19 protein-coding genes are annotated in these 21,460 nt (G+C 73.5%); 10 read left to right on the top strand and 9 right to left on the bottom strand.

Annotation, left to right across the window (positions count from 1 at the left end; genetic code table 11):
• Positions 1 to 111: 111 nt before the first annotated feature.
• Both AB0L74_RS27530 and AB0L74_RS27525 read left to right on the top strand, forming a co-directional pair.
• Entirely contained in the window at positions 112 to 582 is a 471-nt protein-coding gene (locus AB0L74_RS27530; RefSeq protein ID WP_365657858.1) for a single-stranded DNA-binding protein, read from the top strand.
• 278 nt (positions 583 to 860) lie between these two features.
• The gene (locus AB0L74_RS27525; protein WP_365657855.1) at positions 861 to 2,279 is read left to right on the top strand and encodes a TQXA domain-containing protein; all 1,419 of its coding nucleotides are present in this window, start codon (positions 861 to 863) and stop codon (positions 2,277 to 2,279) included.
• A gap of 267 nt (positions 2,280 to 2,546) precedes the next feature.
• Here AB0L74_RS27525 and AB0L74_RS27520 read toward each other — a convergent pair whose 3' ends face one another.
• Entirely contained in the window at positions 2,547 to 2,921 is a 375-nt protein-coding gene (locus tag AB0L74_RS27520) for a hypothetical protein (RefSeq protein WP_365657852.1), read from the bottom strand.
• A gap of 169 nt (positions 2,922 to 3,090) precedes the next feature.
• Between AB0L74_RS27520 and AB0L74_RS27515 the strand changes: the two genes are divergently transcribed.
• From AB0L74_RS27515 to AB0L74_RS27500, 4 genes are all read left to right on the top strand, one after another.
• A complete protein-coding gene (locus tag AB0L74_RS27515) occupies positions 3,091 to 3,942 on the top strand; it encodes a helix-turn-helix domain-containing protein (RefSeq protein ID WP_365657849.1) in 852 nt (283 codons plus the stop codon).
• A 16-nt stretch (positions 3,943 to 3,958) separates the two neighbouring features.
• Positions 3,959 to 4,519 (top strand): class IV adenylate cyclase, encoded by a 561-nt coding sequence (gene cyaB / locus AB0L74_RS27510; RefSeq protein WP_365657846.1) that lies wholly within the window; start codon positions 3,959 to 3,961, stop codon positions 4,517 to 4,519.
• A 644-nt stretch (positions 4,520 to 5,163) separates the two neighbouring features.
• On the top strand, positions 5,164 to 5,688 hold the full coding sequence (locus tag AB0L74_RS27505; protein WP_365657843.1) for a hypothetical protein: 525 nt from the start codon (positions 5,164 to 5,166) through the stop codon (positions 5,686 to 5,688).
• Positions 5,685 to 6,230, top strand: a complete 546-nt coding sequence (locus tag AB0L74_RS27500) for a flavoprotein (protein WP_365657840.1) — start codon at positions 5,685 to 5,687, stop codon at positions 6,228 to 6,230. The genes AB0L74_RS27505 and AB0L74_RS27500 overlap by 4 nt, the downstream gene beginning before the upstream one ends.
• A gap of 73 nt (positions 6,231 to 6,303) precedes the next feature.
• Here the strand turns inward: AB0L74_RS27500 and AB0L74_RS27495 are convergent, their stop codons facing one another.
• Positions 6,304 to 6,945: an HAD family hydrolase gene (locus AB0L74_RS27495; protein ID WP_365657836.1), complete on the bottom strand. Its 642-nt coding sequence runs from the start codon at positions 6,943 to 6,945 to the stop codon at positions 6,304 to 6,306.
• Positions 6,946 to 7,314: 369 nt separating this feature from the next.
• Between AB0L74_RS27495 and ettA the strand changes: the two genes are divergently transcribed.
• The 3 genes from ettA to AB0L74_RS27480 are packed head-to-tail and all read left to right on the top strand — an operon-like array spanning position 7,315 to position 10,072.
• Positions 7,315 to 8,979, top strand: coding sequence for an energy-dependent translational throttle protein EttA (gene ettA, locus AB0L74_RS27490; protein WP_365657833.1), 1,665 nt, complete (start codon positions 7,315 to 7,317; stop codon positions 8,977 to 8,979).
• A 2-nt stretch (positions 8,980 to 8,981) separates the two neighbouring features.
• Positions 8,982 to 9,395, top strand: coding sequence for a thioesterase family protein (locus AB0L74_RS27485; protein WP_365657830.1), 414 nt, complete (start codon positions 8,982 to 8,984; stop codon positions 9,393 to 9,395).
• Positions 9,392 to 10,072 carry a hypothetical protein gene (locus AB0L74_RS27480; RefSeq protein ID WP_365657827.1) on the top strand — a complete coding sequence of 227 codons (681 nt, stop codon included), beginning with the start codon at positions 9,392 to 9,394 and terminating at the stop codon, positions 10,070 to 10,072. The genes AB0L74_RS27485 and AB0L74_RS27480 overlap by 4 nt, the downstream gene beginning before the upstream one ends.
• 73 nt (positions 10,073 to 10,145) lie before the next feature.
• Here AB0L74_RS27480 and AB0L74_RS27475 read toward each other — a convergent pair whose 3' ends face one another.
• Positions 10,146 to 10,559, bottom strand: a complete 414-nt coding sequence (locus tag AB0L74_RS27475) for a globin (protein WP_365657824.1) — start codon at positions 10,557 to 10,559, stop codon at positions 10,146 to 10,148.
• A 70-nt stretch (positions 10,560 to 10,629) separates the two neighbouring features.
• On the opposite strand from AB0L74_RS27475, the gene AB0L74_RS27470 reads away from it, so the two are divergent.
• Positions 10,630 to 11,649 carry a methyltransferase domain-containing protein gene (locus tag AB0L74_RS27470; protein WP_365657822.1) on the top strand — a complete coding sequence of 340 codons (1,020 nt, stop codon included), beginning with the start codon at positions 10,630 to 10,632 and terminating at the stop codon, positions 11,647 to 11,649.
• A gap of 37 nt (positions 11,650 to 11,686) precedes the next feature.
• On the opposite strand, the gene AB0L74_RS27465 is transcribed toward AB0L74_RS27470, so the two are convergent.
• The 6 genes from AB0L74_RS27465 to AB0L74_RS27440 form a co-directional block, all read right to left on the bottom strand.
• On the bottom strand, positions 11,687 to 13,186 hold the full coding sequence (locus tag AB0L74_RS27465; RefSeq protein WP_365657818.1) for an FHA domain-containing protein: 1,500 nt from the start codon (positions 13,184 to 13,186) through the stop codon (positions 11,687 to 11,689).
• A gap of 53 nt (positions 13,187 to 13,239) precedes the next feature.
• Complete coding sequence (locus AB0L74_RS27460; protein WP_365657815.1) at positions 13,240 to 14,619, bottom strand: VWA domain-containing protein; 1,380 nt, start codon at positions 14,617 to 14,619, stop codon at positions 13,240 to 13,242.
• 113 nt (positions 14,620 to 14,732) lie between these two features.
• Positions 14,733 to 16,220, bottom strand: a complete 1,488-nt coding sequence (locus AB0L74_RS27455; RefSeq protein WP_365657812.1) for a PP2C family serine/threonine-protein phosphatase — start codon at positions 16,218 to 16,220, stop codon at positions 14,733 to 14,735.
• 3 nt (positions 16,221 to 16,223) lie between these two features.
• On the bottom strand, positions 16,224 to 18,941 hold the full coding sequence (locus tag AB0L74_RS27450; RefSeq protein ID WP_365657809.1) for a tetratricopeptide repeat protein: 2,718 nt from the start codon (positions 18,939 to 18,941) through the stop codon (positions 16,224 to 16,226).
• 22 nt (positions 18,942 to 18,963) lie between these two features.
• Positions 18,964 to 20,298 (bottom strand): hypothetical protein, encoded by a 1,335-nt coding sequence (locus AB0L74_RS27445; protein WP_365657806.1) that lies wholly within the window; start codon positions 20,296 to 20,298, stop codon positions 18,964 to 18,966.
• Between the two features lie 52 nt (positions 20,299 to 20,350).
• On the bottom strand, positions 20,351 to 21,394 hold the full coding sequence (locus tag AB0L74_RS27440) for a glutamate ABC transporter substrate-binding protein (protein ID WP_365657803.1): 1,044 nt from the start codon (positions 21,392 to 21,394) through the stop codon (positions 20,351 to 20,353).
• Positions 21,395 to 21,460: the final 66 nt, after the last annotated feature.

The raw sequence follows: 21,460 nt of genomic DNA, 5'->3' as shown, positions 1-21,460 counted from the left end.
ACGGCGGCGGGTACGGCGACGGCGTGTCCGCCGCGGCAGAGACAGCCGTGCGGGAAGGGCCCGTACGCGTGTCCGCCCGGCGTGGGTGCCCGGGCGAGGGAGGGGTGCACGATGAACGAGACGATGATCTGCGCGGTGGGCAACGTGGCGACGCATCCGGTCTACCGGGAACTGGCGAGCGGCCCGTCGGCGCGGTTCCGGCTGGCGGTCACCTCACGCTACTGGGACCGGGAGAAGAGCGCCTGGACGGACGGCCACACCAACTTCTTCACGGTGTGGGCCCACCGGCAGCTCGCCGCCAACGCGGCGGCGTCCCTGGCGGTGGGCGACCCCGTCATGGTGCAGGGCCGGCTGAGGGTGCGCACGGACGTGCGCGACGGACAGACCCGGACCTCGGCGGACATCGACGCGGTGGCGATCGGCCACGACCTCACGCGCGGCACGTCGGCCTTCCGCCGCGCCGGCAAACCGGACACGGCCACCGCCACTGCGTCACCGGCCGAGCCCGACTGGGAGGCCCCGGCCGCGCAAGCGGACGACCCGCCCGGCCAACCGAACCCTGCCGAACCCGCACTGACGTGACGTCAGCCGCGGTCGCGCGGACCGCCTGACGCACACCTGTCCGAACTGCGGCTTATCGAGGAATACGCACGGGAAGGCCCCGGGTGGATTTATCGATAAGCCCTGTTCAGAGCCGCCGCGGGGATAACGATTCCGAGTCGGATCGATGATCGGACAGCATCACCGGGGAGTGCGGTGTGCCGCTTCCTTAGGATGCCGGGCATGCCCTCCGGGGCTGCTGATTCTGCTGGTGGGACCGTTCCCCCCACATCAACGGGTCCTGCTCGAAGGGGAATTTGGTGTTTTCTGCGTACTCCGCGCTGTCCACGTCCGGGCGAGGGGCGGCGCGCCTCGCCACCGTGACCATGGTGTCCGGGCTCACCGCCGCCGGCGTCCTGGCCGGCGGCGCACCGGCCGCCGCCGCCGACGGGACGGCGCAGAGCCGCGGCGGGGCGACCGCCACCGTGAACGGCCTGAAGACCTACGGCACCGCGGTGACGGAGGGTGCCACGGGGCGGCAGGAGATCCCGGCCGGCCTGTTCGAGATGTCCGTCGAGGGCGGCGGCACGCTCCAGACGTACTGCGTCGACATCCAGAGCCCCACGCAGAAGGGAGCCCAGTACCACGAGACCCCCTGGGGCGGTACCTCGCTGGGCACCAACCCGCGGGCGGGCCGCATCGGCTGGATCCTGCGGAACTCCTACCCGCAGGTGAACGACCTCGCCGCGCTCGCGAAGAAGGCGGGAGTGCGCGGCGGACTCACCGAGCAGGACGCGGCGGCCGGCACGCAGGTGGCCATCTGGCGCTACTCGGACGACGCGGACGTCCGGGCCCTGGACCCGCAGGCCGAACGGCTCGCCGACTACCTGGAGGACAAGGCCCGCGCTCTGGCCGAGCCGGCGGCGTCCCTCAGCCTCGACCCGCCCGCCGTCGCCGGCCGCCCCGGCGAGCGGCTCGGACCGGTGACCGTGCACACCGACGCGGACCGCGCCACGGTGACGCCGACGGCGGACGCCGCCACGAGCGGCGTGCGGATCGTCGACAGGAACGGCAGGGCCGTCACCTCCGTCACCGACGGCAGCCAGGTCTTCTTCGACGTGCCGGACGACGCCCCGGCCGGTACGGCGGAGCTGACCGTGCAGGGCTCGACCACCGTGCCCGTCGGGCGCGCCTTCGCCTCCGAGTCCCGCAGCCAGACCCAGATCCTGGCCGGCTCCAGCGAGTCGACGGTCTCGGCGGCGGCGAGCGCGACCTGGGGCACGACGGGCGCCGTGCCCGCCCTGTCCGCGGCGGAGAACTGCGCCGAGGGCACCTTGGACCTCACCGCCGTCAACCGCGGCGACGAGGCGTTCTCCTTCGAGCTGATGGGCGCCGAGTACGCCATCGCCGCCGGCGAGACCCGCACGGTGGCGGTCCCGCTCCAGGAAGGGCAGTCCTACGACTTCACGATCACCGGCCCGGGCGGCTTCGAGGAGCGGTTCACCGGCGTCCTCGACTGCCGGACCCAGGCCGGCGAGAGCGAGAGCGGCCAGGACACCCAGATCATCGGCGAGCCGGCCCCCGCCACGGCCGGCGGCACCGCGGCGGACACCAACCTCGCCGAGACCGGCGGCTCGGACGTCACCCCGCTGATCGGCGCCATCGCCCTCGGCCTGGTGATCACCGGCGGCGGCACACTGCTGGTCGCCCGGAGGAAGAACGCCGGGCCCCAGGAGTGAGAACCGCTGGGCCGCCTCACCCACCGGCGGCCGCGGTCACCTCGGCGACGCCGGCGGGAGTCTCAGCACCGCCAGACCTTGGGCCGGGGTCCGTGGGGTGGGCGCGGATGAGGACATTGCAGTCCGAGACACGCGAGCCGTCCCTGGCGGCTCGGGCCTCTTCCCGTTGCCGTGCGAGGTCCCGGCACGTCGGGCAGCCCGCCACCGGGTCCGGTTCGGGAGGGAGTAGACCCAGTACGGGGGCCGGGCTCATCACGTTCGCGGGTTTCATCGGCGGTGCCTCCTCACGAGCCGGGTCAGCGCGAGGCCGGTCTCGCACTGCCCGACGTCATCGACGCAGGGTTCGCACTGGGTGACGTGGGTGTAGAGCGCGGCGTGGGCGCGGCGGCCGGTGCAGGGGCCGCAGGCGCGCGGCCACCAGCGGCCGGTCTCCGGGTCGGTGTGCTCGCCGAGGTCGACGGCCGTCTCAGCGGTCAGCCGCTCCGGGCACCACAGACAGACGGCGCCGCGGGCCTGATCCGGGGGCAGCGTGTCGAAGTGGGGCAGCGCGAGCAGGGCCAGGACCTCGGGCGGGATCTCCTGCGTGATGCCGTTCGATGGCCCCCTCCACGTGGGGAGGCGCGGGTCAGTGCTGTGTCGCATGTCGACGTTCCTCAGCAGCGTTGGCCATGCCCCGGGGCCGTTCGCGCGGTCGTCGGGGTCCTTGCAGTCCAGACAGCCTCCGGTCACGGATGGTGTCGATTCGATCCCCCAGCGGTAATCTCACCGTGAGATGACTTCCCATCCCGCCGTGGACATCGGGGGCCGCGTCATGTCGACCGCACTGGGACCAATCGACGTGCCCGACTGGGCATGGGAGCGCATCGAGGTTCGGAAAGCCCTCCGTGCCAGGGACATAGGCGCCGTCTTCCGCCACGTTCAGCAGTACGCCGGCGCCAGCCAAGCACGCATCGCGGCCGCCGCCGGGATGACACAGGCCCGCGTCAACGAGATCATCAACGGCCGCCGAGAGGTGTCCCGACTCGACGTCTACGAGCGGATCGCGGACGGCCTCCACATGCCCGACGACGCCCGACACCTGCTCGGCCTGGCGGCGTCCCGGGAGAAGCGCTCAGGCGGGGCCGCTTTCGACCTCGCCGCATTCCCCGAAGTGGTCCGCGTGTACGCCGCGCAGAACTCCGCGGCCGACGAGATCCAGCAGCAGGCCCGCGAAGCCGAACAGCTGGACGTGCTGGCCGTGCGTGGCCTCGGGCTGATCGGCCTCAACGACAGCCTCCTGCGGGCCTGCTTGCCGCGGAACCAGGGAGGCAAGGGGCTGCGGGTGCGGGTCCTGCTCCTCGACCCCGAGTCCGAAGCACTGGCGCAGCGGGCGGCGGAGATCGGAGAGTCCGCCGAGTCTCTGGCCGGTGGCGTGCGCCTGGCCGAGGCGCGACTGCGAGAGTTGGCCGACACCTGCGACATCAGCGTGTACCGCTACCGCATGCTGCCCACTTGGCGACTGATCCGCACGGACTCCACCATGTTCGTCAGCGCCTTCGACGCCGGGTGGGAAGGGCACGAATCCGCCACCTACAAGGTGATGGAGACGCCGCACGGGCCCCTGTACCGGGGATTCCTGCGCATGTTCGAAGCGATCATCGACGACGCTGAGCGCACGGTCTGAAGGGGAAGGGAACGGCGTGATCGAGGCGGAGCTGAAGGCGCGCGTGCACGCACCGCAGGAAGTGATGCGGATGCTCGAGGAACGGGCGACCGCTCGGGTCGAGGTGTACCGAGACACGTACTACGACCGGCCGGACGGCTCGCTGGAGAAAGCCGGGGAAGAACTGCGGGTACGCACGGTGCACGGCCCGGACAGCACCCGGACGTTCCTCACCTACAAGGGCGCCGCGGTGGATGAGGAGTCTGGTTCGAAGCCAGAGCACGAGACCGCCGTCGCCGACGCGGACGCGGCGCACGCCATCGTGCGCGGCCTGGGGCACGTGCCGTTCATCACCTTCGAGAAGCGGTGCCGGAACTACGACTTCGAGGCGCACGGCCGACAGATGCTCGCCACCCTGGTGCGCGTCCCCGAGATCGACGGCACGTTCCTCGAAGTCGAAACGCTGGTCGACGAGGAAGAAGTGAACGCCGCCCTGGACGACATCCGCGCCGTGCTCGCCGACCTCGGTATCGGCCCAGACGATCTGACGCGCGAGACGTACACGGGCGCCGTGGCGGCGCAGCGTCAACGGGCCTGAACGCACGAAAAGCGGCCCCGCCCTCCCGCGGAGGAGAGCGGGGCCGCGGTCGTGGGGTGAGGCCGTGCAGGTACGGACGGACCTCCTCAGGCACCGGGTGCTGCGGCGGCGGGGGCTCCAGTTGCTGGGCACGCATGTAGCTGACCAGGGACCGCGCCCACCCGGCGATGTACCGCAGCGCGTAGTCCTGCGCGTTGATCCGCTGGCGGTCCTGCTCGGTCTCCGCTTCCCACTCGTCGATGAGCTGCCCCCTGGCGGGTGATCTCCCGTTCCATGCGCTCTGTGATCGCCGTGAAGTCGTCGCGGCGCTGCTGACCACGCGGCTGCCGCCGGCCGATGACGGCCGAGACGATGCCGCCCACCGAGGTGACGCCGGCGACGGCGAGGGCACTGGTCGCGGTCAGCATCCCAGGTCTCACGCGGTGGCTCCGTTCGCGCTGGGGGCTCGTCCCATCCGATCGCCACGAGGTTGACCAGACCGAACGAGCCGAGGATCAGGGCGAGCACCCAGCCTCGGGGGGGACCCGCCGAGCGGCTATTAGGAGACGAGCTAGGCACCAGCCCAGGCGGACGCGATCAGCCACACTGCGACGAACCCGGGCCACTCGTGGGGACGCCCCAGCCAGGCGCAGACCAGGGCGACGGTGCCCGCGAGGATCCAGGCCCAGCCCCAGGCGTCCAGCGGCGCGACCTTCAGCAGCAGCGTCATTTCCCGTGCCGGTCAGGAACGGACCACCGCCCGAGTCCGTGCAGCCGGCGACTACGTCGACGAAGCAGAGGATGTTGCCAAGCGACAGGGCGGCGACCGCGACGAGGACTACACCCAGTTCGGCCCGACCAATGTCGGTCTCCACCGGGTGGACATGCTGCTCCGCTTCGAGGACGGCTGGTCCGCCCTGGAAGCTGCCGGTGGCCTCGAACCCGAGGCACTCGCCGGGCTGTCCCGGGAGCGACAGGCCGGCCACCATGTCGCGATGGCACGCGCTTCGCTCTTGACACGGCGGAAGGGCGACGCTGCGGAGGCGCTTTTGGAGGCTGCAAAGCTGGCGCCCGAAGAAGTGGTCGGTCGGCCGGACACGGTGAATCTGGTGAAGGATGTCGTCGGTGTGACGACCAATCCGGGACCGGGCTTGCGCGCGTTGGCCAAGCGTTGTGGACTCCGGGCATGACGAAGCCGGTCCTGTACTTGATCGCCTGCGCTGCGGGCCCCACCCAGTACGTCGACGAGGGAGTCCGTGCCGCTCAGGCGGACGGCTGGGACGTGTGCTTGATCCTCACGCCGTCAGCCTTCTCTTGGTGGGAGCCGCGAATGCAGGAACTGGTCGACCTGACAGGGCATCCCGTGCGGTCGCGGTACAAGCTGCCATGGGAGAGGGACGCGCTGCCGAAGGCGACGGCGATGCTGGTGGCGCCGATGTCGTGTACGACGCTGAATAAGTGGGGCGCGGGGATCAGCGACACGTTGGCGATCGGGCTGCCGTCGGAGGCGGTGAACATGGGCGTTCCGGTGGCGGCGATGCCTTACTTCAACCGGGCGCAGGGTGCGCAGCCTGCGGTCGCTAGGTCGGTCGCCGCGTTGCGGGAGCAGGGCGTTCTCGTCCTGGACGGTCCGGAGGGGTACGAATCGCACCCTCCGAAGCAGGGGAACCCGAAGGGCTACCCGTGGGAGAGGGCGCTCGCCGGCGTGCGGCGCCTGGTTGGCCGCCCGTAGGCGTGATCCGCGTCCCCCGAGCCTGTTGCATGGCAGGGGCCCGCCCGGCCCCGGGTGCCGGTGCCGTTCGTGCTTACGCGGTGAGGATGTCCATGAGCTGGGTGAGACTGTTGATCCGCCAGTCCGCGGCTGCGACCACCTCTGGCGCGTCCGCCCACAGGTGGCCCCACGGCCCGCGGCGCAGATGCGCGGTCCGCAGACCCGCGGCCTTCGCTGGGAACAGGTCGTTGCCGGGGTGGTCGCCGACATACACCGTCTCATCCTGGTCGGCTTGAGCAACCTCGCGTACCCGCTGGAAGAACTCGGGCTGCGGCTTGGCCACGCCCCAGTCCCCGGAAGTCACGATCAGGTCTGCGGGCAGGTCCAGGCCGCGGAGCAGTTCGCCAGCCCGGGAGGTCTGATTCCCGGCGACGATGACGCGGGCACCGAGTTGACGCATGGCGGAAAGCGCCGGGCGGACGTCGTCGTACAGGTCGCCATTGTCGAGGTACTCGCCACGGCCGGCGGCGGCGCGGGCGTGGTACTCGGCGGGGATGTCGATACCGGGGCGGGCCAGGCGTAGGGCGTCGGCGTTGTCGCGGCCTTGCGCGACGACGGCTCCGACGAGGGCGGAGAGGGTGTGGCGGGGGATGTTGAGCCAGTCGGCCCAGGATGCCCAGTAACGGTCGTCTCGGGTGATGGTTTCGCCGACGTCGAGGACAACTGTTTTGATCACGCTGGGAAGGCTAGAGGTCGTGGGCTGACGTTATGAGCCGGTGTCGATCCCGCGGCCTATCGGCGTCCGTAAGCAGGAGGGGGGAGACGTCAGGCGCCCTGTGCACGCGTCGATGTCCACCAGGCCGCGGCAGGACCTCATGCCCGCCGAGTGATCGATCCCGGACCGTCCCCGGGCCGTGCGGGGGCGGCCGAGGCCCGCCGGTGCCGACCGACAGTGACACGACGGTGACGGGAGGGGCTCCGGTGCCATCCGGGAAAGGCCAGGTCAGAGCCCTCGGACGGAACGCGTTTCCTCCCAGGGGTGGCGGTCAGGCAAGATGGGGTGTATCTGCCCACTGCCAGATCTCAAGTTGCCGGACGGTTTCTCTTGGCTGAGTACATCTACACCATGCGCAAGGCGCGCAAGGCACACGGCGACAAGGTCATCCTTGACGACGTCTCCCTGAACTTCCTGCCTGGCGCAAAGATCGGTGTTGTCGGCCCGAACGGCGCCGGTAAGTCGACGATCCTGAAGATCATGGCGGGGCTGGAGCAGCCGTCGAACGGCGATGCCTTCCTCGCGCCCGGCTACAGCGCCGGCATCCTGCTTCAGGAGCCCCCGCTGACCGAGGACAAGACGGTCCTGGAGAACGTCCAGGAGGGCGTCGCCGAGATCAAGGGCAAGCTCGACCGGTTCAACGAGATCGCCGAGCTGATGGCCACCGACTACTCCGACGCGCTGCTGGAGGAGATGGGCAAGCTCCAGGAGGAGCTGGACCACGCCGAGGCGTGGGACCTGGACGCCCAGCTGGAGCAGGCCATGGACGCGCTGGGCTGCCCGCCCGGCGACTGGCCCGTCACCAACCTCTCCGGTGGTGAGCGCCGCCGTGTCGCGCTGTGCAAGCTGCTGCTGGAGCAGCCCGACCTGCTGCTGCTCGACGAGCCGACCAACCACCTCGACGCCGAGTCGGTGAACTGGCTGGAGCAGCACCTGGCCAAGTACCCGGGCACCGTCGTGGCCGTCACCCACGACCGGTACTTCCTGGACAACGTCGCCGGGTGGATCTGCGAGGTCGACCGCGGCCGGCTGCACGGCTACGAGGGCAACTACTCGAAGTACCTGGAGACCAAGCAGGCCCGCCTGAAGGTCGAGGGACAGAAGGACGCCAAGCGCCAGAAGCGGCTCAAGGAAGAGCTGGAGTGGGTGCGGTCCAACGCCAAGGGGCGGCAGGCCAAGTCCAAGGCGCGTCTGGCCCGCTACGAGGAGATGGCCGCCGAGGCCGAGAAGATGCGGAAGCTGGACTTCGAGGAGATCCAGATCCCGCCGGGCCCGCGGCTGGGCAACGTGGTCGTCGAGGTCAGCAACCTCAACAAGGCGTTCGGGGAGAAGGTCCTCATCGACGACCTGTCGTTCACGCTCCCGCGCAACGGCATCGTCGGCGTCATCGGTCCCAACGGCGCCGGCAAGACCACCCTGTTCAAGATGATCCAGGGATTCGAGCAGCCCGACTCCGGCTCGATCAAGGTCGGCGACACCGTCAAGATCTCCTACGTCGACCAGAGCCGCGAGAACATCGACGCCAAGAAGACGCTGTGGGAGGTCGTGTCCGACGGGCTCGACTACATCAACGTCGGCCAGGTCGAGATGCCCTCGCGGGCGTACGTCTCCGCGTTCGGCTTCAAGGGACCGGACCAGCAGAAGCCGGCCGGCGTGCTCTCCGGCGGTGAGCGCAACCGGCTGAATCTGGCGCTCACCCTCAAGCAGGGCGGCAACCTGCTGCTCCTCGACGAGCCGACCAACGACCTGGACGTCGAGACGCTCTCCAGCCTGGAGAACGCCCTGCTGGAGTTCCCGGGCTGCGCCGTCGTGGTCTCCCACGACCGGTGGTTCCTCGACCGCGTCGCCACCCACATCCTCGCCTACGAGGGCGAGTCCAAGTGGTTCTGGTTCGAGGGCAACTTCGAGTCCTACGAGAAGAACAAGATCGAGCGGCTCGGTCCGGACGCCGCGCGTCCGCACCGCGCCACCTACAAGAAGCTGACCCGGGGCTGATCTTGCGGCACATCTACCGCTGCCCGCTGCGCTGGGCGGACATGGACGCGTACGGTCACGTCAACAACGTGGTCTTCCTGCGCTACCTGGAGGAAGCCCGGATCGACTTCCTGTTCCGCCCGGACAAGGACTTCCAGCAGGGGTCGGTGGTGGCGCGCCACGAGATCGACTACAAGCGGCAGCTCGTGCACCGGCACGCCCCGGTCGACATCGAGCTGTGGGTCACGGAGGTAAGGGCCGCGTCCTTCACCCTCGCCTACGAGGTGAAGGACGGCGACCAGATCTACGTCCGGGCCTCCACGGTGATCGTGCCGTTCGACTTCGCGGCACAGCGGCCCCGCCGGATCACCGAGGAGGAGCGGGAGTTCCTCCAGGAGTACACGGAGAACGACGAGGCGGAGGCCGTCGCCGCATGACGGTGCTCCACCTCGCGGACGACGGGGAGGCGGCGGACCTCGCGGCCTTCCTCTCCCGGCTGCTCCACTACGACCGGTCCGCCGCCGTCCGGCTCCAGGCGGCCGGAACGGCGCTGGCCGTCTTCGGGCGGCCGGCCTCCTTCGAGGTGCTGGCGGTCCGCGCGGTGCGGCTCGCCAAGCCGTACGAGAACGGGCTCGACGTCACGCTCGACGTGACCGTCTCCGCCGGTGAGCTGCTGGAGTCGGTGGACGAGACGGGCGCCACGGCCGCCGTCCCCGGTGCGGTGACCGGCCCGCCGTGGGCGGGTGTGCTGCCGCCGCGCGGCGGCTGGCGGCCCGAGCCGGGGCTGCCCGCCCTGGACGAGCTGCGCCGGCTCGTCGGCGCCGGTGTCGCGGAGTTCCGCGGCCGCACCCGGGATCTGGCGCCCGAGCGGCGCACGCGGGCCGAGCTCGACCGCGTCGGGCGGGAGATCTGGGACCGCGCGGTCGCGGACACCGGGCTGCCGGTGCGGGCCGTGCACGCGGCGCACGCCCTGGGCTTCCTGCGGCCCTCGGGAAGCGGCCAGGACGCCCCGGGGCTGTTCTCCTCGGGAGCGTGGCTGCGGCTGCGCACCCCCTACGGGTCGGTCGCCGTGCGGCGGGCGGGCCTCGGGCAGCTGGGCCTCAGCGTGCGCTGAGGCCCGGACGGGGCCCGCGCCGGTGACGCGGCACAGCGTCGCCGCGTCACGCCGGTGTGTTCAGCGCCGTGCCTCAGCCGGGCGTGTTCACCATCGACGCCGCGGCGTAGGTGAGATAGCTCCACAGCGTCCGCTCGTGCTCCTCGGACAGGCCGAGCTCGTCGACGGCGGCCCGCATGTGCTTCAGCCAGGCGTCGTGCGCCGCCCGGTCGACGGCGAAGGGGGCGTGGCGCATGCGCAGCCGGGGGTGGCCGCGGTTCTCGCTGTACGTCGTCGGGCCGCCCCAGTACTGGATGAGGAACAGCGTCAGGCGCTCCTCCGCGGGGCCCAGGTCCTCCTCGGGATACATCGGCCGCAGGAGCGGGTCCTCGGCGACTCCCTGGTAGAAGCGGTGGACGAGCTGGCGGAAGGTCTCCTCCCCGCCGACCTGCTCATAGAAGGTCTGCTCCTGAAGCGTGCCGCGCCGAATCTCATTCACGCCGTCCATGGTCTCAGACGCCTGGGCCTAGGACTCAAGGCCCAGGACTCAAGGCCCGCGACCGCCCTACTGTGGAGACATGGGCGGGCACGCTCCCGGCGAGGACGGGCACGGGGACGGCGGCCGGGACCGGGATCCGGGCGGCCTCGCCGCGTCGGCGCGGGCGGCGCTGGTGCGCGAGATCGAGCGGAGCGGGGCCTGGGCCGGCGACCCGGTGTGGCGGGAGGTGTTCGCAGCCGTCCCGCGCCATCTCTTCGTGCCGTACTACTACGTCGGCGCCGTCGGCGGCTACGAGCGCCGGTGGGGCGAGCACCCCGACCCGGCCGCGCGTGAACGCTGGCTGCGCGGCGCCTACGAGGACACCCCGCTCGCCACCCGGCTGCGCGACGGCGAGCTGCTCTCCTCCAGCAGCCAGCCCTCGCTGATGGCTCTGATGCTGGCCGAGCTGAAGGTGCGGGACGGCGACCGGGTGCTGGAGATCGGCGCCGGAACCGGTTACAACGCGGCCCTGCTCGCCCACCGGCTCGGGGACCACGACCTGGTCACCACCGTCGACCTGGACCCGGAGATCACCGAGTCCGCCCGCCGGCACCTGGACGCCGCCGGGTACCACCCGGCCGTCGTCACCGGTGACGGCGCGCGCGGCGTACCCGCACGCGCCCCCTTCGACCGGATCATCGCGACGTGCACGCTGCCGTCCGTCCCGCGTGCCTGGCTCGTCCAGTGCCGCCCCGGCGGCCGGATCCTCACCCCGCTCGCCACCGGCCTGGCCGCGGTCACCGTGCGCGACGCCGCACACGCCGAGGGACGCTTCCTGGACACTCCCGCCTACTTCGTGCCCCTGCGGGGCGGCGCGCCCGTCCCGGACCCTCAGGCACCGGGTGACCTCGGCGGCGTTCCCCGCAGGGCACGGCAGGACGACCTGTTCCGGTTCCTGCTGGCGCTGACCGCGGGCCGGCTCGACCCGCGGGCGGCGTACGCGCTGTGGGAGCGCGAGGGCGCGCCGGGGCGCGAGCGGTACGGCGTCACCGTCCTCGGCGAGCGCACCTGGGCCTGGCTGGACGATCCGCGGGGGCCGCACCGCTGGCCCCTGCCCTGACCCGGCCCGATCCGAACGGACAGAACCCGGTGCGGCACTAGCCGCGGCGGATGGTGATCGTCGTCCAGGCGCCGACGTGCACCCGGTCGCCGTCCCGCAGCGGCACCGGCACGAAGGGCCGGATGGGCTCGTCCGAGCCGTTCACCGTGGTGCCGTTGGTCGAGTTCTGGTCGACGATCGCCCAGCCGCCGTCGGGCTGCTGCACCAGGATCGCGTGCTGGTGCGAGACGCCCGGGTCCTCCGGCGGCACCGACAGGTCGATGTCGGGGGTGTCGCCGGTGGAGTGGCGGCGCCGGCCGATGGTGACCTGGCTGCCGGTGAGCGTGCGCTGCTGCTCGGGCGAGTAGGCGGGCAGGTTCAGGCCGGCGGCCTCGGGGCCCGAGCGCTGCATCATCGCCGTGAAGTACTCGCGGTCCGGACCGATGGTCGCCGTCCAGGTCGCCGGTCGCGCCTGCTGCTGCGGTTGCTGCGGTTGCTGGTGGTGCGGCTGTTGTGGGAAGCCGGGGCCGGGCTGAGGGTAGCCGTAGCCGCCGCCCTGACCGGTGCCGGGCCCCGCGGGGGCGCCCGGGCCGGGGGCCGACGGCGGGGAGATCACCCAGTCGTCGCCACCGCCGCCGAAGGACGGGCCGCCCGGCTGGGGCCGGCCGGTCTCCCGCGGGAACCCGGGCGGGGCGGGAGGCGCGGCCGGACCGGCCGGACCGGCCTGTCCGTGCTGTGCCGGCTGTCCGGACGGACCGGACGGACCGGACGGACCGGACGGACCGGACGGACCGGGTGGCGGGGTCTGGCCGGGGCCGGGCTGCTGGAACGCCTGCGGAGGCCCCCCGGCCGTGCCCGGGCCGGGCTGCTGGAACGCCTGCGGAGCGCCCCCGGCCGTGCCCGGGCCGGGCTGCCGGAACGCCTGCGGAGCGCCCCCGGGCGCACCGGGGCCGGGCGGCGGCGGCACCGGCCGCGCGGGGTCGGCGCCGAAGGCGGGCGGACGGCCCGCGGCGGCACCGGGGCCGTCCGGCGCGGGCGGGGCCGGCGGACCGGACGGCCGCTGCGGGCCGCCGTGGCCCGACGGGCCGTCGCCGAAGGGCGGGCCCGGCGGGATCGGCTCGGCGGGCCGGTTCACCTGAGAGGGCCGGGAGCTCTGGTACTCGAAGGCGTCACCGCCGCCGAACGACGGCCCGGGCGGCTGCGGGAAGCGCGCGGCCGGGCCGGGCGCCGGCGGGCGCGGCGCGGCCGGGACGTAGGAGGTCGCGGTGTTCGTCAGGAAGTTCCACCGGCACTCCTCGCAGAACGGCGCCCCGCCCTCGCGCGGCGTACGGCACTGCGGGCACAGCTCCGGCTGGGCGTTCGGCGCGGCGGCCAGGGGCCCGCGTGCCCCCGGCTGCCCGCCGGTCCGGTCACCCGGGCCGGCGGCGGGCGGCGGGAAGCCGTAGCCGCCGCCCGGCGGCGGCGGGGGCGGCGTAGGTACGGCACCGGCCATGCGGTGACCGCAGACCTCGCACCAGTCGTCGGAACCCGACTGGTGTCCGTTCGGGCAGGTCGGCATGTCGGCGCTTCCCCTTCTCAGACCACTGCTTCTTCTCAGACCACTGCTTCGGGTCACTTCTTCACGCGAACAGTCTTCGTCGACCGGGTTTCGAGGGTCATCTCGTCGGCCTCCGCGACCTTCGCCTTCAGTCGCACAGTACCGGTCGAGGCGTCCACCACGTCCACCACCTTCGCGAGCAGTTTCGCGGTATCGGCGTTCCCCGACGCGCCGGCGAGCTGAACGGCCCGGCCCAGTTTGGCCGTTGCTCCGTCGATGTCTCCGGCTTTGCGCAGATCGAGCCCCTGCCGGATGGCCTGTGCCAGTTCCGCTTGCCCGGTGTAGTGGGCGACCTGGGGGTTGATCGACGTGGAGGCGGCGAGGTCGTCGGTCCACACGGCACGGATGAGGCCCTGGGCGCCCGGAGGGTGAACGGCGCCTGTGCTCCCCGACGCGTCCGGGAGCGAGGCGCCCCCGGGCCGGGGAATCACCAGCGAGACGCGGGCGGCCAGCATCTCCTGGCCGAGGCCGGCGGGCGGCACCTCCACGCGGACGTGGTAGTCGCGGGACTCGTCGCCCCAGGAGCCGGTGGGGTAGTCCCCGGAGCGCGGGCCCGCCTCGGTGCGGCGGCCGGTCAGGTCCTCGACGGCCGGCGCGACCTGTTTGACGAAGGTCACAGTGGTCCCGACCGGGGTCCACAGCCGCAGCGAGACGTCCGCGACCTCCTTGCCCATGGCCTGCTCCATCATCCGCGTGAAGTCGGCGGTGAGCCCGGCCGGGTCGGCGACGATGTCGGCGGTGCCGAGCAGGGCGGAGGCGATCCCTGTGACCTCTTTCACTTCCCAGTCGGTGCCCACGCCGCGGGCGTCGCAGGTGAAGCGGCCGGCGCAGGCGTCCAGCGTCGCCGTCAGCGCCTCGGGCGACTCGTGCTCGTTGCGGCCGTCGGTGAGCAGGATGCCGTGCCGGACGGCGGCGTCCGCCGACGACAGCAGGCGGTCGGCGAGCCGCAGCCAGGTCCCGATCGCCGTGCCGCCGCCCGCGCTCAGCCGGCGCAGCGCCCGCTTGGCCTGCGCGCGGGTGGTGGCGTCGGCGACCGCCAGCCGGCCGCCGCCCGGATACACCTCCGTGGCCACGTGGGTGCCGCCGATCACCGCGAAGCGCACGCCGTCGCGCAGGGTGTCGACGGCGGCGGCCGTCGCGTCGCGCGCGTTGCGCATCTTGTCCGGCGGATAGTCCATCGACCCCGAGCAGTCGACCATCAGCACCACGGCGGCCGACGGGCCGTGCCCGGGTGCGTACAGATGCGGCGCGGTCACCGCGCCGCCGGCCGTGCCGCCCCCGGTCGCGGTCACCGTGACGATGGCGTCGACGGCGCGGCCGCCCTCCGGCAGGTACTCGTTCTGGTAGACGTCCACCGAGAACCGCGGCGCGTTCGGCTTCGAGAAATCGGCCATGCCCGTGTGCGTCCCCCCTCGCGTCCCCCCCCCGGCGCCTCCCACGGCCGTGGGGGTGTGCCGGGGACGGGCCGCCCCCTGCGGCCCGTCAGGCCCCCGTACGTCGCGCGGCCTCAGACCGATCCTGCCCCCTGCGGCGGGGCCGGGAACGGCACGAGGGCCACCGTTACGTTGTCGTGGCCCCCTCCGTCCAGGGCATGGCCGACCAGGACACGGGCGCTGTGCAAGGGGTTCGCGGCCGCGTCCGGGGGCACCACCCGGGCCATCTCCCCGGCCGCCTCGGCGTAGTTCCACAGGCCGTCCGTGCAGACCACGACCACCCCGGGCCGGTCCGGCTTGAAGGTGGCGGTGTGCGGCTCCAGTTCGTAGGCGTCCGCGCCGAGCCAGCCGGTGATCGCGTGGGCGCGCTCGTCGGCGTACGCCTCGGTCTCGCTCATCAGGCCCGCGGCGACCATCTGCGCGGCCCAGGAGTCGTCCTCGGTGAGCCGGGCCGCGGGCGCGCCGCGGTCCTCCGGCACCCAGTACGCGCGGCTGTCGCCGACCCAGCCGACGATCAGCAGACCGGAGGTCACCACCGTGCCGACCAGGGTGCAGGCCGGGGCGTTCTGGTGCGGGGCCTGCTCGCGGGCCGTGGCGGGCTCGTCCGCCAGCGCGTTGACGGCGTGTGAGGCGGCGACGATCGCGTCGTGCATGGCCTGCTGGGGATGCGTGCCCCGGGGGAGGGCGGCCAGCAGCGACTCGCCGGCGGCGCGGGACGCGGCCAGGGAGGCGTCGTCCGGGCGGGTCGCCGAGGACACCCCGTCGCAGACGATCGCCACGGCCGCCGGGGAGCCGTCGGGCAGGAGGGTGTGGCCGAGGGCGAACGCGTCCTCGTTGCGGTGGTGGCGCAGGCCGCGGTCGCTGACCGCGGCGGCCGGGCCCGACTCCTGCTCCACGTGGTCGCGTTCGCGGGGCTGGGCGTGCCCGCAGTTCTCGCAGTAGCCGTCGGCGTCCACCCGTCCGGCGCGGCAGGCCACGCACACCGTGGCGCCCCCCGCCGGTTCCGCCGCCGGGACCTGGGCCGGGATGTCGGCGGGCACCCGCGGGTCGGGCGCCTGCGTCGGCTGGGCGCCGGCCTCCCACGGGTGGCCGGAGGCCGGGGCCGGGACCGGCGCCTGCGGCGCGCCCGCCGGGGGGTACGGGGGCTGCGGCGGCGGGGCCTGGGCGGGCAGCCGCGGGGGCGGCGGCGGTACCTGCGGCGGCGGAGGCACGTGCGGCCCCGGCGATGCCTGCGGGGGCGGCGGCACCTGCGGTGGCCGCGGCGGCTGTACGGGCCGCGGGGGTTCGGCGGCCGGCGGGCCGCCGCCCGGGTCAGCGCCCGTCGGGTCCGCCGGCCGGTGCGCCGGGGCGGGACGGCCGGAGCCGTCCGCCTCGGGCCACTCCACGCCGGCGGCCCGGCCCGCGGCCGAGCCGTTCAGGGCGACCGTCGGGTGGTCCGCCGGCCGCGCCGGTACGGCGGACAGGTCGTATCCGCACGCACCGCAGAAACGGTCACCCGGCTCCAGGGGCTCCGCGCAGCTCGGACACGTCGGCAAAGCGGCCTGCTGAGGCATCTGCGACATCAACTACACCCACGTTCGGGGGCGGTAACGGTTGGCACGTTCCACCAGGTCGATCCTCTCCTCGCCGCCCCGCGCCAGCCGGGCGAGCGTGCGGTACGCCCGCTCCAGGCCGAAACGCAGACCCCGTTCGTCCAGGCCGCTGCCCAGCAGCGTCCGTCCCCCGGCGGCATGGGGGACCCCGCTGCTCGAAGCAGACCGCGAGCCCGGGGCAGGGACGGAACCCTGGCCCCCGGAGAGTACCCAGTCCAGCGCGCAGCCGAGGACTTCGACGGACAGCCGCTCCCGGCGCGCCGGATCCAGACCGTACACGTCCAGTGCCTCCACCTGCCGTGCGGCGGCGGTCAGATCGTCCGGGAACGACGCGTCGGACGCGGTCGCCGCGCGCTGCCGCAGCCTGGCCCGTACGGCCGCCACGCGTGCCGCCGTGTAGTGGATGGAGGACTCCGGGACCGACTCCAGGGTCCGTACGGCGCCGCCGCGGTCGCCCGCCGCCAGCCGGACGCGGGCCAGGCCGAAGGCGGCGCTCACATGGCCGGGGTCGGCCGACCACACCAGGCGGTAGTACTCGGCGGCGTTGTCCGGCTGGCCCAGCACCTCCGCGCACAGGCCGAGCGCCAGCTTGGGCGCGACCTCGCCGGGGAAGGCGTCGTAGACGGCGTCGAACGCCAGCGCCGCGCCCTCGTGGTCGCCGGTCACCAGCGCGGCCACGCCCCGGTACCACACCACCCGCCAGTCGTCGGGCCGTTCGTCCTCCAGCGCGCTCAGAATCCGGAGCGCCCCGGGCGTGTCGCCGGTCTCCAGCCAGGCCCGGATCTGCCGCAGCCGGGTCTCGGCCGAGGGCGCCGGCGCGGCGGCCAGCGCGCCGAGCAGCTCACCCGGCGCGGACGCCGCCAGGCCCGCCAGGAAACCGGCGTTGGGGTCCCCCGGGTCGACCAGGGGGACGGGCAGGGCGAGCGCGGCGGCGGTGACGTCGACGGGCTTCACCAGCCCGGCGGAGCCGCCCGGGGCGCCGCCCGCTCCGGCGCGGCCCGTACGCGGGGCGGGCGGGCCCGCACCCGGACAGGACGACCCGGAGGGGTTGGCAACGGGACCCGGGCCGGGCGGCGAGGCGGGGCCCGTGCTCCCGGGCGGCGGGGAGGCGGCCGCGCCCCCGCGCCGCCACCTCTTCCGCGGGGCCGTACGCGCGCCCAGCCGCGACACCTCCCCGTCCAGCTCGGGGAACAACTCCGTGTCCGTGACCCGGGTCTCGGGGCCGAACAGCGTCGACAGGGCGGGCCGGGCCCGGCCCGTCTGGACCGAGACCACCTCGCGCAGCACCCCCGTCAGCTGCTCCGCCATCTCCTGGGCGGAGGCGAACCGGCGGGCCGGATCGGGGTCGGTGGCGCGCACGAGGAGGCGGTAGAAGGACTCGTACCGGCGGAAGACCTCGATCGAGTCGGGGTCCGGCAGGGAGTCGGCGTAGACGGTGGTGTAGCCCTGGAAGTCGAAGGCGAGGACGGCGAGGGTGCGGCCGACGGTGTACAGGTCGGAGGCGACCGACGGGCCCGCCTCGGCGACCTCCGGGGCCTGGTAGCCCACCGTGCCGTAGATGGCCGACTCCTCGTCGTCCATCCGGCGCACCGCGCCCATGTCGATCAGCTTGAGCTGGTCCTCCGTCTGGATGGCGTTGTCCACCTTGAAGTCGCAGTACAGCAGGTTGCGGCTGTGCAGATGACCGAGTGCCTCCAGGGCCTCGATGCCGTAGGCGCACGCCTGCTCCACCGGCAGCGGATCGCGCCCGCCCTCCGGGGTGCGGCGCGCGTTGGCTATCTCCTTCAGGGACTTGCCGCCGACGTACTCCATGACGATGTAGCCGTCGAGGGAACCGGTGCGCTGGTCGAGGTGCTCGACGAAGTTGTAGATCCGCACGATGTTGGCGTGCTCGATCTCCGCGAGGAAGCGCCGCTCGGAGATGGCGGCGGCCATCGCGTCCTGGTCGCCGGTGTCCAGCAGGCCCTTGAGGACCACCCAGCGGTCGGAGACCGCCCGGTCCACCGCGAGATAGATCCAGCCGAGCCCGCCGTGCGCCAGGCAGCCCACCACCTCGTACTGGCCGTGCACCACGTCCCCGGCCCGCAGCTTGGGGACGAACGAGTAGGGGTGGCCGCACGAGGTGCAGAAGCCCTCCGTGCGTCCGGGCTGCCCGGCGCGGGCGCGGCCCACCGGCGCGCCGCAGTCGGAACGCGAGCAGAACCGCTTCCGCTCGGGCACCTCCGGGCGGTCCAGCACCATCGAGCGCGGGTCGGGCCGTGGGATCGGCGGGACCTCCACGAGCCCGGCGCCCAGGCGCCCGCGCGCCGTGGAACCGGCGGCCGAGCCCGAGCTGCGCACCGTCAGCGAGCGGCTCGTCGGCCTGCCCGACAGGGAGCGCGAGAGCCGGCCCGGCACCGAGCGGCGGGACCGCGACGACGGCGACGAACCCGACGGCGGTGACGACCCCGGCGAGGGTGACGGCGTACGCGCCCCGCCGTTGCCGCCGCCCACCGTGGCTTCCCCCGGCTCCCGGCTTCGCCCGGACAGGGGACCGGACTGGGGATCGGGCAGGGGATCGGGCAGGGATGGTCCCGAGGCGGCCGTGACCGGCGCGAGGCCGCAGGTGTCGCAGTACAGCTCGCCGCCGCCCACGTCCTCGTACGCGCCGTCACAGCCGGGCCGCCGGCACGACCGCCCCGCCTCGCTCATCGCGCCGCCTCCCCCTCGTCGCTCACCCGCCCGGCCCCTCGCCCTCGCGCGGGCCGCCCTGCCCCGGGACGCGCGGGTCCGTGCCGAGCAGCTCCGCCGCCGTCCGCTGGTAGCGCAGCACGGCCTGTTCGGCGGCGCGCAGGTCGCAGGGCGCGCTCCACAGCATGCGCCGCGCCTTCTCGTACCGCTCCACCAGCTCCGGGTCCTCCGCCAGGCCGTGCCGGGCCACCTTCGCCTTGTAGGCGTCGAGACGGCCGCGCAGCTCGGCGCGGATGGCCAGCGGCGCGGTCACCGCGGTCAGCGACTCGCGGGCGCGCAGCAGTTCGTCCTCCGCCTTCTGCTCCAGGGACTCCAGCAGCGGGGACAGGCGGTGCCACTGGGCGTGCCTGCGGTACTCGGCCGCCGCCGCGAGCTGCTCCTGGAGCGCGGTCGGGGGCCCGCTGACGACCGGCACCTCCGTCGCGGCGATCTTCGCGAGGACCTCGCCGCGCGCGGCGCGCGCCTCGGCGAGCGTGCGGTCCGCGCGGCTGAGGAGGTCCCGCAGCTTCACGATCCGCTGCTCCGCGTCCTGGCGCACCGTCAGCACCGCGTCGATCTCGCGGCGTACGTCCTCCAGGGCGCGCGCCTGACGGTCGTACACCGTGGTGTCGGGCCTGCCGCCGCCCGGGGCGGAGCTGCCCTCGGCCGGCCGCCAGAACGCCAGCGGGTCCGAGACCACCTGCTCGCGCAGTCTCGTCAGGGTGCGCGTGATCCGCCCCAGGTCGTCGCCGGCCGGGTGCTCGCCGGGGCGGACGCCCACGGAGTGCGCGAGCCGGCGGGTACGCCCCAGTTCGGCGGCGAGCAGATCGATGCGGGCGGGCAGCGCCGACCAGACCGCGTCCGCGGCGACGACCACGTCCAGCGACGTCGCGTACAGCTCGTTCATCCGGTCCACGAGCGCGGCGAGCGTGAAGCGTTCGCTGAGGCGGCCCGCGCCGCCCTGGGGCGAGGGGGCGCCGGCGGCCGCGACGGCGCCGCCCGCGACCGCGACGCACTCGCCGCGCAGCAGCTCCGTCAGCTCCACCAGGTCCTCGCGGCTGGACCAGCGGCGGCGCGAGCGGATCTCCCGGGCGGCGCGCAGCGCGTCCGTGTACGCGTCGAAGTACGTCCACAGCAGGGTGATCGACGCCTCCGTGGCCTGCCAGCGCTCCGCGGTGACGCCGGTCAGCGCGGCGCCTTCGAGGAGTCGGCGGCCCGCGTGGTCCTGGAGGGCGAGGAGCGAGGTCTCGATCGCCTCGTGCTCCGCGCCGAGCCGCGCCAGCGCACGGTCCACCTCGTCCCGGTCCATCACCGGCCCGGTGGGTCCCGTGTCGCCCATCGATCACCTCTCGCTGCTGTGGGTGCTGCCGTCGGGTCGTGCTCCGGCGCCGTCAGTTCTCGCGCAGATACGCGGGGGCCGGCGGCCTGGACTTCGCCGCGTCGTCGCCCAGTGTCGCCGACAGCCACCTGTCGTAGGACGCCTGCCAGCCGCCGGCCCGGTCCGCGCGGAAGTCCACCAGGATCCGGTTGACCCGGCGTACCAGATCGTCGGCGTCCTTCTTCATCGCCACGCCGTAGTACTCGGTGGTGAACGCCTCCCCCTTCAGCTCCACCGCGGGGTCCTGCGCGGCCTGGCTCGCGGCGAGCGCGGTGTCGGTGACCACCGCGTCCACCTCGCCGAGCTGGAGCCGGACCAGGCAGTCCAACTGGCTCGGGACGGTGGTGGAGAAGTCGGCGGAGGACACCAGCCTGCCGGTGCCGCGGTCCGCCTCCAGGGTGCTGTACGCCGTCGAACCCGCCGCCGTGCAGATCCTCTTGCCGGCCAGTGACGCGTCGTAGCCCGTGATGGTCGAGGACTTCGGGGCCAGCAGCTGCTGGCCGCTGCGGAAGTAGGGCGCGGAGAACGCGACGTCCCGGATGCGGTCGCAGTTGATCGTCATGGTGCGCACGACCATGTCGACCCGGCCGTCCTGGATGGCCGGGATGCGCTGGTCGGTGGGGATCGCCTTGAACTGGACCGCGTCGCGGGCGCCGAGGATGTCCTCGGCGATGCGGCGCACCAGGTCGATGTCGAAGCCCTCCAGCTCGGCGTCGCCGCCGCTGTTGGGGTCGCGGTAGCCCCAGCGGTAGCTGTTCTGGTCGACGCCGACGATCAGTTTGCGCTTCTCTCCCGGGCGTTCCTTGATCGCCTTGATCGTGGGCCCGTCCGCGCGGGACGGCGGCAGCGTCTGCTTCTCCGGCGCCGAGCACTTCTCCGGCGCCCGCGCCTGGCTGCCCGGGGTGACGCCCCGGCCGCCGTGGGCACCGCCGCCGTCGCCGTGCGACCGGGCCGCCGGCAGCAGCAGGGCGAACGCCAGCGCGAGGACGCAGAAGACCGCCATCACACCCACCCCGCCCCAGCCCCTCAGGCTGGCCCGCAGACGGCGCGCGCGCATTCTCACGCCCCCTTCCACCGGTCCTCCTCTCCCGGTACCGCGACGGTTCCCGCTGTGCGCCGGCGC

It is taken from the genome of Streptomyces sp. NPDC052020 (assembly GCF_040680575.1).
Taxonomy (GTDB): Bacteria; Actinomycetota; Actinomycetes; order Streptomycetales; family Streptomycetaceae; genus Streptomyces.
The sequence above is the reverse complement of the archived record's forward strand: the minus strand, read 5'-3'. Positions and strand labels throughout refer to the sequence as shown.

Coding starts and splice junctions, on each gene's coding strand:
- AB0L74_RS27500 (WP_365657840.1), top strand. CDS start 5,685: ATGACGAAGCCGGTCCTGTACTTGATCGCCTGCGCTGCGGGCCCCACC.
- AB0L74_RS27455 (WP_365657812.1), bottom strand. CDS start 16,220: ATGTCGCAGATGCCTCAGCAGGCCGCTTTGCCGACGTGTCCGAGCTGC.
- AB0L74_RS27440 (WP_365657803.1), bottom strand. CDS start 21,394: ATGCGCGCGCGCCGTCTGCGGGCCAGCCTGAGGGGCTGGGGCGGGGTG.
- AB0L74_RS27515 (WP_365657849.1), top strand. CDS start 3,091: ATGTCGACCGCACTGGGACCAATCGACGTGCCCGACTGGGCATGGGAG.
- AB0L74_RS27465 (WP_365657818.1), bottom strand. CDS start 13,186: ATGCCGACCTGCCCGAACGGACACCAGTCGGGTTCCGACGACTGGTGC.
- AB0L74_RS27475 (WP_365657824.1), bottom strand. CDS start 10,559: ATGGACGGCGTGAATGAGATTCGGCGCGGCACGCTTCAGGAGCAGACC.
- AB0L74_RS27520 (WP_365657852.1), bottom strand. CDS start 2,921: ATGCGACACAGCACTGACCCGCGCCTCCCCACGTGGAGGGGGCCATCG.
- AB0L74_RS27530 (WP_365657858.1), top strand. CDS start 112: ATGAACGAGACGATGATCTGCGCGGTGGGCAACGTGGCGACGCATCCG.
- AB0L74_RS27470 (WP_365657822.1), top strand. CDS start 10,630: ATGGGCGGGCACGCTCCCGGCGAGGACGGGCACGGGGACGGCGGCCGG.
- AB0L74_RS27460 (WP_365657815.1), bottom strand. CDS start 14,619: ATGGCCGATTTCTCGAAGCCGAACGCGCCGCGGTTCTCGGTGGACGTC.
- AB0L74_RS27480 (WP_365657827.1), top strand. CDS start 9,392: ATGACGGTGCTCCACCTCGCGGACGACGGGGAGGCGGCGGACCTCGCG.
- AB0L74_RS27450 (WP_365657809.1), bottom strand. CDS start 18,941: ATGAGCGAGGCGGGGCGGTCGTGCCGGCGGCCCGGCTGTGACGGCGCG.
- AB0L74_RS27445 (WP_365657806.1), bottom strand. CDS start 20,298: ATGGGCGACACGGGACCCACCGGGCCGGTGATGGACCGGGACGAGGTG.